This window comes from Luteibacter anthropi (assembly GCF_023699965.1).
In the GTDB taxonomy this organism is placed as follows: domain Bacteria; phylum Pseudomonadota; class Gammaproteobacteria; order Xanthomonadales; family Rhodanobacteraceae; genus Luteibacter; species Luteibacter anthropi.
Genome location: NZ_CP077072.1, coordinates 3,514,370 through 3,527,670, shown reverse-complemented (window position 1 = coordinate 3,527,670; position 13,301 = coordinate 3,514,370). Strand labels below are relative to the sequence as shown.

The window sequence follows — 13,301 nt, the reverse complement described above, 5'->3', positions numbered from 1 at the left end:
ACAAACGAAGGGAATGCCCTGCCGATGCGACGCCTCGCACTCGCCTGCCTTGCCGCCCTGACCCTGGCCGGCTGCCAGTCCCATGACGACGACACCCCGGCCAAGGCCGCCCCGCCGGGCCCCGCACCAGTGTCTACATCGCCCCCGCCGCCGCTTCCCGCGGTAGCCAACGAGCAGCACACCTTCACCCCGGAGATCACCGCCGGTGACTTCGCAGCTCATCTGAGGGTTATCTCATCGGACGAGTACGACGGCCGCAAGCCAGGCACCCTTGGGGAGCGCCTGACCACCAACTACATCATCGAACAGTTCAAGCGCATGGGCCTGCAGCCCGGCAACAAGGGCGAGTGGGTGCAGACCGTTCCGGCCGTCGCCACCGAACTGACCGGGCAGGACACGCTCAAGCTCGACGTCAGCGAAGGCGGCGGCACCGAGGCCTTCGCCTTTGGCAAGGATATGGTCGCCGGCACGCTCCAGGCGAAGTCGGATGTGGAGCTGAAGGATTCCGACATCGTGTTCGCCGGGTACGGCGTGGATGCGCCGGAAGCCCAGTGGAACGATTTCGACAGCATCGACGTCAAGGGTAAGACGGTGATCGTGCTGGTCAACGACCCGGGCTGGAACGGCAACGATCCGAAGCTGTTCAAGGGCCGCGAGATGACCTACTACGGCCGCTGGACCTACAAGTTCGAGGAAGGCGCACGCAAGGGAGCCGCTGCCGTATTCATCGTGCATCAGACCGACCCGGCCGCCTACGGCTGGAACGTGGTGCAGAGCGGCTGGACCATGCCGCGCCTTGACCTGCCCGAAAGCGAAGACCCGGCACCCCGCCTGCCCGTGGCTGGTTGGCTTACCCATGAGGCTGCCCAGCGACTGTTCGCCAAGGCGGGCAAGAACTTCGACGAACTGGCGAAACAGGCCGATGTGCGCGGCTTCAAGGCCGTACCGCTGGATGCGAAGGCGAACATCTCGCTGCATAGCAACATCACGCATTCGCTGAGCAACAACGTGATCGGCATGGTGAAGGGGACAGACAAGCCCGACGAGGCCGTGGTCTATACCGCCCACTGGGATCACCTGGGTCACGACCCGGCACTGAAGGGCCATCAGATCTACAACGGCGCCATCGACAACGGCACGGGTATTGCCGCGTTGCTGGAAATCGCAGGCAAGTTCGCCGAGGACAAGCCGAAGCGCACCGTCGTGTTTGCTGCCGTAACGATGGAAGAGTCCGGTCTGCTGGGTTCGAAGTACTACGTCGCCCATCCGCCCTTCCCGCTCGCGAAGACCGTGGCGGACATCAACATGGACGCCCTGCCTGTCACCGGGCCGACGAAGGACATGGAAGTGGTCGGTCGCGGACAGAGCGATCTGGAAGACATGTTCGCCGATGTGCTCAAGGCCGATGGCCGCGTGGTGAGCGCCGATCCGACGCCGGAGAAAGGCCATTACTTCCGCTCGGATCACTTCAACTTCGCCAAGGCGGGCGTGCCAGCACTGGCCGCCAATGGCGGCAGCGATATGGTGAACGGTGGCAAGGCAGCCGGTGAAGCGGCGGCCGAGGATTACGTGAAGAACCACTATCACCAAGTGACGGATGTCTACGACATGCGCTGGGACTTCACTGGCGTGACGCAGAACGTGGTTGCCTTCTACAAGCTGGGCGAGAAGCTGGCCAACAGCGATGTGTGGCCGGTGTGGAAGGATGGCAGCGAGTTCAAGGCCGTGCGTGAGAAATCGCTTGCGGATGCTGCCAAGGCGCCGAAGAAGTGATCGTGTAACGCGCTGCATCGGTTGAGAGCCGATGCAGCGTGGTCGCGATGCTGGTGAACCGGGGCGCTGGGTTCCTGTTTTCACAGGAACGACGAGTAGGGAAGATAACGACAACCCCGCCCTACTCGTCGTTCCAGCGAAAGCTGGAACCCAGCGCGAGGCACTGGGTTGTCGCGAGGGCACCCCCTACGCAAAGCCGATGTAGCGTGGTCGCGGTGCTGGGGAACCGGGGCGCTGGGTTCCTGTTTTTACAGGAACGACGAGTAGGGAAGATAACGACAACCCCACCCGAAGCCGTCGTTCCAGCGAAAGCTGGAACCCAGCGCGAGGCACTGGGTTGTCGCGAGGGCACCCCCTACGCAAAGCCGATGTAGCGTCGTCGCGGTGCCGGTGAACTGGGGCGCTGGGTTCCTGTTTTCACAGGAACGACGTCAGTAATTCACCTGCAACTGCACGCGAAGCAGCTTGCCTTCTATCTTCCGGTACGGTGCCGATCCCACGTCCGTGCGGCGCATATTGGCGAATGCCACCGCCAGCTCCACGGCATTCGACGGCTGCCACTCGACGCCAGCCTCCAGCTCATCCACCGACATCTTCGGTGCATTGGTGTCGAACTTGGCCCCGCCGCGATACGTCTGCCACTTTGCGTACGGAATGAAGCTGCCGTTGTCACTGTCGAACTTGTACATCACCTGCGCGTAGCCACCGCGCAACGCGCGCGTACGGATGCTGCGATTCGCGATATCCAGCTGGGGCCCCTTGCCTACCGTCCATTCGGCCTGGAAACCGAAAGGCTGCGGATAGTAGATGACATGTGCCGCCACGCGGCGATCAGTAGACCCTGTCACGGGCGCATCGACCACCGGCGTGATGCTACGCCCGTCGATCGTCATCGACGCGGTGGACACCTTGTAGCGACCTGCGTATGCATCCGCGCCCACCTCCAGGTATTGCCCATTGGCAAACTTGAACGGGTAGCTGAAGTGCACCACCGTGTGCAGCTGGTCGTTGCGATCAGGACGATTTGCGCCCTGCCCGTTATACACACCAACACCGAACATGCCGTAGTCGCCCGAGCCTTTCAGGCCCGACTTCTGCAGATAGGCAAAGCGCTCCTTGATCTCTTTCGGGGACCAATAAAGGAAAACGCCCAGGTCTCGCTCATCGCGCACGGCCGAGTTGAGTGCATCGGCGCGGTCCAGCGCGATGCGATTCTGGCTCGATTGCAGGTCTTCCCAGCCGAACGGAATCTTCGACTGGCCGGCGCGGATGCGCCATTCCTTGTCGGCATCCAGCCAGAGATCGGCATAGGCATCGCGAAGCTGGGCGAAATGAGTGGTGGTAGAGCCGGAGGGCGTGCTGGCCAGGTCGGGTTGCAGATAGATCGACACCCGGTCGCTGACGTCGCCACTGATCACCACGCGCGCCCGGCGGATGCCGAAGCCCTGCTCCCGTCCGATGAAACGATCGCCCGGTGAGCGCAGGTCCTTCGCCCCCGCGCCGATTTCCTGGTTGTAGCGCATCTGCACGTAGCCGCGGATAGAGAGTTTTTCGTACCAGGGCTTGCTCTTTGCCGCAGCCGCCACGGCCGGAGCCGTTGCCACCTGCGTCGCTGCCGGGGCCGCCTGCACGGCAGCCTGAGCCGGCGCATCCCCCGCCTGCACGAAACGGCCCAGGCGCTGCCGGCCCGGACCGGGCTCGGCAAAGATCTGCCGGGTCGTGGTGTCCACGTACAGCTCGATGGCCGCCTGTGGCTCGCCCTCCGCGGCGGCGGTGCCGCACATCGTCCAGAACGCGGCGGCCAGGGGAAATCTCTTCATGCGACGGAAACTCCGATTCGGGTGAGAAATTACTCAAACGTCGGCGATCCAGTCGTCTTCTTTCGATAAATGACAAGAACCTGCCAACCGGCTGGCAAGTTATCGACCCCTGATTGCAGTGATATGACAGGGTTTATGACGAATCCGATCAAAGGTTTGCGCAATGCAGCACTTTCGTCATCACTCTGTCACAGCGATAATGTGCGGCAGACGCGCCCTCGCCAGGGGATCGGCTCGACCGCGATTTGGCGAGGCACTCTCACCCAGGCACCACCCCCAGGCGGAACCCAAAACCATGTCCCTCGCAAGCTCGCGCTCGCCGCGACGTCTCGTCATTGCCCTGTCCATCGCCACGGCCCTGTCCGCTGGCGCTGCCATCGCCCAGGACGCCACGTCCCCCGCGCAGCCCTCCAGCGCCCCGGCCAAGACGGCCACGCTGCAGACCGTCACCGTGACGGCCGAAAAGCGCACCGAAGATCTCCAGAAGGTGCCCATCTCGATGACCGTGGTGACGAGCGAGAAGCTCGAGGCCTTCGGACAGGCCGGCGACGGCGTGCTCCAGCTCGCCTCGCGCGCGCCGAGCGTCTACGCCGAAACCTCGTACGGTCGCGAATTCCCCCGCTTCTATATCCGCGGCCTGGGCAACAGCGACTTCGACCTCAACGCTTCGCAGCCGGTCTCGATGGTTTACGACGACATCGTCCAGGAAAACCCGATCCTCAAGGGTTTCCCGCTGTTCGATCTCGACCAGGTGGAAGTGCTGCGCGGCCCGCAGGGCACGCTGTTCGGCCGCAACTCCCCGGCCGGCGTGATCAAGTTCGAATCGCGAAAGCCCACCCAGGAAACCGAGGGCTACGCCCGCGTCTCCTACGGCTCGTACGGCACGGCCAACGCCGAAGCTGCCCTGGGCGGCAAGCTCACCTCCAACTGGTCGGGCCGCGTCTCCGCCATCGCCCAGCATCGCGATGGCTGGATCGACAACGAATACACCGGCAAGAATGACGCCCTCGGCGGCTACAACGACCGCGCCGTGCGCTTGCAGGCGCTTTACAAGGCCTCGGACGATTTCGACGCCCTCATCAACGTGCACGGCCGCCTGCTCGACGGCAGTGCCATGGTCAATCGCGCCAACGCCATCACCCTGGGCAGCGACCAGTTCGTGTCCGGCTTCGATCGCGACAAGGTGGCCCAGGACGGCCGCAACAAGCAGCACCTGTTCACCTGGGGCAGCAACGTCCACCTGAACTGGCACTTCGGCGATCTCAACTTCACGTCCATCACGGGCCTCGAGCGCGCCACCACCTACAGCCTGGGCGATGTGGACGGCGGCTACGACGCTTCCGGCACCCCGGCCAAGGCCGGCCTCGGCAACCGCTACGTCACGCCGTTCTATTCGGAGACGGCCGATGCCCTGCCGAAGGATCGCCAGATCACGCAGGAATTCCGCCTGTCGAACGACAGCTCCGACCGCCTGAAGTGGCAGGTGGGCACGTACTACTTCGACGAAGACATCGCCATCGCGAACTATTCGTACGACACGCTCAACAACCACGCGCTCAATGGCTGGGTGAACCAGAGCCAGCGCACCAAGGCATGGGCCGTGTTCGGCTCGGCCGACTACAACGTCACCGACACCTTCGACGTGCGTGCCGGTGCACGCTGGTCGCACGACAAGCGTGACTTCAAGGCGCAGCGCTTCCTGGGGTTCACCGGCCCGGTGGGTCCGCTGGCCTCCGATCCCGTCGATGCGCGCTGGAGCGGCGACCTGACGGCCACCTGGCAGTTCTCGAACAACGCGAACGTCTACGCCCGCATCGCCAACGGTTTCCGCGCACCCAGCGTGCAGGGCCGCATCAACTTCGCCAACAGCATCTCCACGGCGAAGCCGGAGACCATCACCTCGTACGAGGTGGGCTTCAAGTCGACGACGGAAGACAACAAGATCCGTTTCAACGCCGACATCTACAAGTACAACATGCATAACCAGCAGCTCACGGCTGTGGGTGGTGCCACCAACGTCACCCAGCTGATCAATGCAAAGAAGACGGAAGGCTACGGCGCCGAGTTCGATCTCGAAGCCTACCTGACGCCGCAGTTCTACATGACCGCCGGCGGCAGCTACAACCACACCGAGCTGAAGGACCGCAACCTCGCGGTGGCTCCGTGCGGCGGCGGCTGCACCGTGCTCGATCCGCTGAACGCCTCGGGCAATGCGCTCATCGACGGCAACCCGCTGCCGAACGCACCGAAGTGGATCGGTACCTGGACCGCCCGCTATGGCATTCCCTACGGCGAAAGCGGCGAGTTCTTCGTGTACACCGACTGGAACTACCGCAGCGAAGTGAACTTCTTCCTGTACGACTCGGCAGAGTTCCGCAGCAAGCCCTTCCTCGAAGGCGGCCTGCGCGTCGGCTACAACTGGGACTTCGGCAAGCGCGAGGTCGCACTGTATGGTCGCAACATCACCAACAAGCGCGTGATCACCGGCGGTATCGACTTCAACAACCGCACGGCCTTCGTGAACGACCCGCGCATCATCGGCGTGGAGTTCCGCGCCGAGCTCTAAGGCGCACGGCACGACCGATCCGGCGACGGCCGGCCCCACCGGGGCCGGCCGTTTGCTTTTGTAGGAGCGCGCCTCGCGCGCGACCGGTAGATGGCGATGCGCCCTGCCATACCCGGTCGCGCGCGAGGCGCGCTCCTACAGGGTGAGAAAACCCTGTGCGGGGCGTGTAAACCCTTTTTGAAAACGGTGCATCTCATGCCTGCCCGGATCGCTACCTCACCAGCACACCCCGGCCGGGCATAGGCCATAAGTCATATGGAAATTCACAAAATTCCCGTTGACGGCTATAAATCTGGTGTTATAGTTCACTACAACACCGGTCACCCAGTTCACTAGAGGAGAAACACCATGAACGCCACGAACCGCCCCAACTACCTCGCCCTGGCCGCCTCCTTCGTCATCGCCACGGCCGCCCTGCTGGTCTTCAGCAGCACCTCGACCACCGCCGCCCCGCTCAGCGAGATCAACGGCACCCGCGTTACGAACCTGGCCCCCATCGTCGTCTACGCCAGCACCGCCGACAGCGTCGCGGCCCTCTAAATCCGGACACCTGTCCGAACGTCATCGGAGTCGTAGAACCATGAAAGCGCCGAACCTCATCGCACTGTCCGCGTCCATCCTGATCGCCGGGACCAGCGTGTTCGCCCTGCGCTCCTTCGATGACCGCGTGGCCGCCATGACCGCCGCACCGCACTACGTCAACGGCATCCGGGTCACCGACCTGCCGTCGTTGACGGTCCGCCCGACGGACGCCGACGTCCGCCAGGCCATGCTCGCCACCGAGGCTTCGCTCGGCTCGGCGGCAGACGCCCTCAAGCGCAGCGCAGAAGATCGTGCCGCAGCGCTTATCGGCGCACAGCTGAGCATGCCCTACTATTCGTTTGGCAACGCACTGCGCCAATCGGCGAAGGAATGAATTAGATGTCCATCACCTGGAACGACAGCATCCCGATCTATCGCCAGCTGCGCGAACGCGTAGTGGCCATGATCCTGGACGGCGCCTTGAATGAAGGCGACCCGCTGCCGTCGGTCCGCCAGGTCGCGGGGGATTTCCAGATCAACCCCCTCACCGTGTCCAAGGCGTACCAGGAGCTGGTCGACGAACAACTGGTTGAGAAACGGAGGGGTCTTGGCATGTTCGTGATCGATGGAGCGCGCGAGGCGCTGCTCAAGAGTGAGAGGGAGCGCTTCCTGCGCGAGGAATGGCCGGCACTGTACGCCCGCCTCCTGCGCATGGGCCTCGACCTGAAAACCCTGATGCGTGAGGCCGATGGCCCCACGAAGGACCCGTCATGAATGCGGTCGTCACCGCCAATGGCCTGAGCAAGCGCTACAAGTCGGGGCTGGCCCTGGACGGCGCCTCGTTCGAGATCGGTCCGGGACGGATCGTTGGCCTCATCGGCCCCAATGGCGCCGGCAAGACCACGGCCCTCAAGGCCATCCTCGGGCTTACCACCTTCGACGGACAGCTCAATGTCCTGGGCCTGGACCCGCGCAAGGAGCGCGACAAGCTGATGGAGCAGGTCTGCTTCATCGCCGATGTGGCTGTCCTGCCCCGCTGGTTGCGTGTGGGCGATGCGGTGGACTTCGTCGCCAACACCCATCCCCGTTTCGACCGGGCCAAGTGCGATGCCTTCCTGGCGCGCACCAAGCTCCAGCCGCGGCAGAAGGTGAAGCAGCTTTCCAAGGGCATGATCGTGCAGCTGCACCTCGCCCTGGTGATGTCCATCGACGCCAGATTGCTGGTGCTGGACGAACCGACGCTGGGCCTGGACATCCTCTATCGCAAGCAGTTCTACCAGACCCTGCTGGAAGACTACTTCGACGAGGAGAAGACCATCCTGGTCACCACGCACCAGGTCGAGGAGATCGAGCATATCCTCACCGACCTCATGTTCATCCGCGACGGGAAGATCGTGCTCGATGCCGACATGGACGCCGTGGGCGAACGCTTCATCGAGGTGCTGGTCAGTGCCGAGCTGGCCCCCAGCGCCCGCCAGATGAATCCGATGGACGAGCGCCAGGTGTTCGGCAAGAGCATCTTCCTGTTCGACAACGTCAGCCGTCACGAACTGGAGCGCCTGGGTGAAGTCCGGCGTCCGTCGATCGGCGATCTCTTCGTCGCCACCATGAAGGGCACCTACGCATGAAAACCTTCTACTGGCTGGTCAAGCGCGAGTTCTGGGAGAACAAGGGCGGCTTCATCACCGCGCCCATCGTGGTCGGCATCGTCACTTTCGTCATCAATGCCATGCTCATCGCCATCGGCGAAGCCCGCATGCGCTTTGGCGACGGCAACTTCCACACCAACTTCTCCCGCGCCTACGAAGGTGCCGACCTGGCACAGGCCGGTGCCGTCATCGACGGGCTGCTCTACGGCGTGACGTTGATGGTGCTGGTCGTGACCGCCATCGTGGTGTTCTTCTACTGCCTGGGTTCGTTGTACGACGACCGCCGCGACCGCAGCATCCTGTTCTGGAAGTCGCTGCCGCTGTCCGACACCGACACCGTGCTTTCCAAGCTGGTCAGCGCCATCCTGATTGCCCCAGCAGTGGCCGTGGTGGTGGGCGTCATCAGCGGCCTGATGCTGGCGATGATGTTCTCCCTGGTCGGCACCTATCACGGCTTCTCCCTGTGGCCGCTGCTGATGGAAGCCCACCCCTTCAAGGTGGTCGGCACCCTGATCCTGCTGATCCCGCTGTATGCGATCTGGGCCCTGCCCACCGTGGGTTGGCTGATGCTCTGCTCGGCCTGGGCACGCAGCAAGCCGTTCCTGTGGGCCATCGCCCTTCCGCTGGGCAGCGGTGTGATCGTTGCATGGATGAGCATGATGGCCGGCCTCCATGGCCTGACCAACAGCTACTGGCACTACGTGGTCGCCCGCCTGCTCGGCAGCCTGCTCCCCGGTGGCTGGCTCAGCGAAACCTCCCGGCTTGCCGGTCTCGACTCCGACGACCCGGCCGGTGCGCTCAGCAAGTTCAACCTCGCCTACCACTACAGCGCACTCGCCCAGCCTTCGGCATGGATCGGCGCACTGGCAGGCATCGCGATGATCGGTGGCGCCATCTGGTTCCGGCGCTGGCGGGACGATAGCTGAGTCGCTGGGTCAAGCATGAAATAAAGCGCCGCTCGTGAGAGCGGCGCTTCATACTTGAGCCCAATATCAGCATCAATCATCCCTGACGTACTTACCCATGTAATACATGATGCTATCCGCATTTTTTACGGCATTGCGTCGATTTCCCTGAGCAAGGGAATGTGACGGATACATGCCATATGCGTAATCGCCTGTTCCGGGGCCCCAAGAGTCCACGAAGTGCGAGAGCTCATGAAGAAGGGTCAAAACCTGACTATCGTAAGGGCCATCCGTGAGCTTTAGTCGAAAAAACCGATTGCAAAGAGTTACAGTGCGCGTAGATGGATCCGTCCAGCCTGCGCTGCGCTCATCGTACCTGGAATCACACCCGCAATAGAACGTGCCCGTCCCCAAACGCAGGGCAATCGAGTTCATGAATCGCATCATGACGTAGTCGATATTTGATTTCCAATAATCGACGATCAACGGTTCGACAAAATACGTTTCCGACGTATTGTCGGGAGCACCAAACCAATAGCTGTAAGTGTTATCATTTTTTATCTCGCCACTATAAATCACCCTCCCCTGCGAATCCGTATCTTTTTTGATCGAGTAAAGCGATTCGATACCTCTGATAGCATCAGTAGCAACCGACCATCCACGCGCAGCAGCCTGACGAATAGTCGAAGACTGGACGCTATCACACTGCTTACCCTGGAGAGGTCGCCCTAAAAACACCGACCCCCCTTTGTAATCATTTGCCGCAGACGGATCAATCCAGATCGTAGCAACATCACTCAGCTGGTACTCAAATTCGCTATCGATCTGGCCCCGAGCATCTGTATGCACGCTTCTTGCAAAACCTTGACGATAGCTAATCTGAAACGAACCGCCGGAAGATAGATCGTAGTCTTTGGCAAGGTCCACATCCTGCGACAGTGAATGCCCTTCCTTAATCTTCAGAAAGTACCAGTCTGGATCTTCTGGAATCATGCGAATGAAGCGACCAATAAAAGACACTTCCGCTTTCGTCGAATCAACAACATCAAATAACTTGGTCGTCATATGGTTGTCGATGACATAAAACGGGCTAAGTGGCTTCGGAATAAAAACATCTCCCTCACCGACATTTGTTACCGTCACCGTAATGATGCTTGAGGACGTCACCTCGGGCCGCGAGTGAGGAACGATCCTCACCTCAATGTTGCTCGTTGCGAGCAAAGGAGGGCTCATTGACATCAAAACAAAGCAAATCGTTACCAAAAAGAACAGAAAACGCATCTTCAACAGATCTCCCGGGCCACCCAAAAACTCCCTGCGCCCGCAACCTACCATCTGCTGATTTGACCATCAATTGAATCCCGCTTAATTGCCGAAGATGCATTCCGTTTGACGGTAGCACCGTGATTCCGGGGCGGACTCCACTCTTGAGTGACACAATCATGAGTACAAGTCGCGCAAATCGGAGAAGGAGCACCCGAAGACTTAAAAGGAAGTCAGACGGACCGAGGTCAGTCATGTCTGGTGAAACAGGCACTCCATTGCCCTTTGCCCGTAGAAGCGCGCCTCATGCGCAAAAGGCTGGCTCAGGCGGTGACGGGGCGATAGTTGAGGCACTGTGTTAAGCATAAAAAACGCCGCTTGCGAGAGCGGCGTTTTTATGTTGCAACGTTCAGGAGGTGTCGCAGCCATACTCGGGTGGCATAACGCCCTTTTGTAGGAGCGCGCCTTGCGCGCGACCGGTTTTCGCGAAAAGCTGTCGCGCGCAAGGCGCGCTCCTACAGGGGTGTCGATTCCGTGCACAAAGTGATGGCATCCGTGCACGGGTTTAGAACGTCAGTTCGCCGCCCAGGGTCACGCTGCGGCTTGGCGCGGGCTGGCGCCCCCAGGGACTGGTGTCGATGCCGCGGAACCAGTACTTCTCGTCGAACATGTTGTTGAGGGCCAGTGAGCCCTTCAGCGACGACGTGCCCCAGGTGGCGAAGGTGTGGGTGACCTGCGCGTTCCACACCGCATAGGACGGCAGCTGGCCTACCGAGGCGATGGCGTTTTCGGCCTTGGTATTCGCGGTGTCGGTGTAGGCCTTGCTGAAGTAGTAGCTCGACAGTGAGTAGACCGTGGGGCCGTCCGTGTACGACGCGCCCAGGGTGATCTGGTTACGCGAGGTGTAGGGCACCAGCTTGCCGTCGTACTGCCCGGACTTCTGCTTGGCGTTGAGATAGGCATATCCCAGGCTGAGCTTCAGGCCATCGAGTGCCTCCGGCGACCACTCGATGTTGGCCTCGACACCCTGGTGTACCGTCTTGCCGATGTTGCCGTAGGTGCGCGTGGTGTTGTCGAGCTGGATCTGCTTGTCGAAGTCGATGCGATAGACATCGGCCTGGATCATCGTGCGCGAGGTCGGGTTGAAGCGCGCGCCCAGTTCGTAGTTCCACGCCAGCTCGGAATCGAGGTTGTCGCCGAAGACGATCTGGGTGACCTGTGGTGCGCGCAGCGAACGCTGGGCGTCCGCGTAGACGTACCACTTGTCGGAAGCCTTGTAGCCCAGGGTCAGGCCCGGCAGCCAGTTGCGCACGTTGTTCTCGAACGAGGTGCCATTGGCGCGGTTGCGGTAGGTGGCATCCAGGTGCTCGTAGCGCACGCCCGGCGTCACGACGAAGCGATCATCCATGAAGCCGATGGCATTGCTGATGTAGCCAGCCCAGGCGCGATCCTTGAAGCCCCAGTCGCGCACCAGGGTGTAGGCGCCGTTGTCCAGGCCCGTGTTGCCCACGATGAAGTCGATGTCCTCGCGAACCGCACGCGCGCCCACCGTCCACTGCTGGGTGACGCCGCCGTTTTCCATGTGCAGGTTGAACTGCGGCTGCGTGCCGTAGACCTTGAAACCGCGCGGCGCGCTCTGCAACAGCTGCGGCGGCAGGTCGTCGCGCCAGGTTTCCGTTTGTGCGCGGCGCATGCCCACGATGAAGTTGCGCTCGCTGTCGGCGCTGAAGTTGGTCCAGGTGAACTGCGAGTTGTCGAAGATCCACCAGTTGCCGAGGTCTTGCTCGTAGGTGACCGAGGCGCGCGTCGTGGTGCCCTTGAAGCGGTCGAGCGGACGCGTGGCCTGACGGGGATCACGCAGGTAGTCCGGCACCGAAAGTGCACCCGCAAGGTCCATGTTGGCGACATAGCGCTGTATGTCGGCCTTCAGCACCTTGTCTTCCGACAGCCACCATTCGGTGCGAAGGCGCACATTCTTTACGTTGGTGGCACTGTGCTGACGGAAGTACTCGCCCTTCTGCCAGTCGGCATCCACCTGCATGCCGAAGTTGGGGCTGAGGTAACCACCGCTGGAGAACGAGGTATCGCGCAGCATCTGGCCGCGACCATAGGCGGTGATGCGCTCGCCCAGCACGGAGGTCCAGCGTTCGGGAATCGGCTTGCTCACCAGGTTGATGACGCCGCCCACGTTATTGGGGCCGTACTGCACGGCTGCACCACCGCGGACGATATCGACGCGGTCGATCTGGTTCAGGGTGACGGGGAACAGCGACAGGCTGGTCTGGCCGTAGGGCGCCAGCGAGAGTGGAATGCCATCCAGCAGGGCCTGCACGCGGCCGCTGCGGCTCTCGTAAAGGCCACGCAGCGCAATCTGCGGCAACGCACCGGTACCGGTCTCGTCGAAGATCTTCACGCCGGGCACGCGCTGCAGGGCATCGTCGAGGGAACGATTGGCGCCGTTGTCGAGCGTGTCTCTGGCGATGACCTGACGGCTGCCTGCGTAGTGCTTCACGTCTTCGCTGCGCGATGCGCCAAGGATGGTGCCCTTTACCACCACGGCGTCGAGCGTGCGGCTCTTGTCCTGGTCATCGGCGGCAGAGGCGTGGCCGGCGCAAAGCGCAAGGGCCAAGGCGACGCCGAGGCGGCGCCGTGCTGGCAGGGTGTGCATGGGTGGATTCCCTGGGAACGATTGAATGACGCATACGATAATGCGAACCGTTCGCAATGAGTAGTGCCATCGTCGTAGTCGCCCCGCCCTTCACCTGTCGGCAGAAACGAAACGCCCCGCGCAAGGCGGGGCGTT

Annotated in this window: 10 protein-coding genes; 7 read left to right on the top strand and 3 right to left on the bottom strand. The window is 61.9% G+C overall.

Annotation, left to right across the window (positions count from 1 at the left end; all coding sequences use genetic code 11):
* The first annotated feature begins 24 nt into the window (after nucleotides 1-24).
* Nucleotides 25-1,773, top strand: a complete 1,749-nt coding sequence (locus KR767_RS15210) for a M28 family metallopeptidase (RefSeq protein ID WP_250876854.1) — start codon at nucleotides 25-27, stop codon at nucleotides 1,771-1,773.
* 431 nt (nucleotides 1,774-2,204) lie between these two features.
* Here the strand turns inward: KR767_RS15210 and KR767_RS15205 are convergent, their stop codons facing one another.
* Nucleotides 2,205-3,593: a porin gene (locus tag KR767_RS15205; protein ID WP_166948465.1), complete on the bottom strand. Its 1,389-nt coding sequence runs from the start codon at nucleotides 3,591-3,593 to the stop codon at nucleotides 2,205-2,207.
* Nucleotides 3,594-3,888: 295 nt separating this feature from the next.
* Here KR767_RS15205 and KR767_RS15200 point away from each other — a divergent pair, with 295 nt between their 5' ends.
* From KR767_RS15200 to KR767_RS15175, 6 genes are all read left to right on the top strand, one after another.
* Nucleotides 3,889-6,159 carry a TonB-dependent receptor gene (locus tag KR767_RS15200; protein WP_250876853.1) on the top strand — a complete coding sequence of 757 codons (2,271 nt, stop codon included), beginning with the start codon at nucleotides 3,889-3,891 and terminating at the stop codon, nucleotides 6,157-6,159.
* A gap of 348 nt (nucleotides 6,160-6,507) precedes the next feature.
* Nucleotides 6,508-6,699, top strand: coding sequence for a hypothetical protein (locus tag KR767_RS15195; RefSeq protein WP_250876852.1), 192 nt, complete (start codon nucleotides 6,508-6,510; stop codon nucleotides 6,697-6,699).
* Nucleotides 6,700-6,739: 40 nt separating this feature from the next.
* Nucleotides 6,740-7,075 carry a hypothetical protein gene (locus KR767_RS15190; RefSeq protein ID WP_250876851.1) on the top strand — a complete coding sequence of 112 codons (336 nt, stop codon included), beginning with the start codon at nucleotides 6,740-6,742 and terminating at the stop codon, nucleotides 7,073-7,075.
* Between the two features lie 5 nt (nucleotides 7,076-7,080).
* Complete coding sequence (locus KR767_RS15185) at nucleotides 7,081-7,455, top strand: GntR family transcriptional regulator (RefSeq protein WP_166948473.1); 375 nt, start codon at nucleotides 7,081-7,083, stop codon at nucleotides 7,453-7,455.
* Entirely contained in the window at nucleotides 7,452-8,309 is an 858-nt protein-coding gene (locus KR767_RS15180) for an ABC transporter ATP-binding protein (RefSeq protein ID WP_166948475.1), read from the top strand. The genes KR767_RS15185 and KR767_RS15180 overlap by 4 nt, the downstream gene beginning before the upstream one ends.
* Nucleotides 8,306-9,256 carry an ABC-2 transporter permease gene (locus tag KR767_RS15175; RefSeq protein WP_166948477.1) on the top strand — a complete coding sequence of 317 codons (951 nt, stop codon included), beginning with the start codon at nucleotides 8,306-8,308 and terminating at the stop codon, nucleotides 9,254-9,256. The genes KR767_RS15180 and KR767_RS15175 overlap by 4 nt, the downstream gene beginning before the upstream one ends.
* 72 nt (nucleotides 9,257-9,328) lie before the next feature.
* Here KR767_RS15175 and KR767_RS15170 read toward each other — a convergent pair whose 3' ends face one another.
* Nucleotides 9,329-10,516, bottom strand: coding sequence for a M35 family metallo-endopeptidase (locus KR767_RS15170; protein ID WP_250876850.1), 1,188 nt, complete (start codon nucleotides 10,514-10,516; stop codon nucleotides 9,329-9,331).
* A gap of 547 nt (nucleotides 10,517-11,063) precedes the next feature.
* On the bottom strand, nucleotides 11,064-13,166 hold the full coding sequence (locus tag KR767_RS15165; protein WP_250876849.1) for a TonB-dependent receptor family protein: 2,103 nt from the start codon (nucleotides 13,164-13,166) through the stop codon (nucleotides 11,064-11,066).
* Nucleotides 13,167-13,301: the final 135 nt, after the last annotated feature.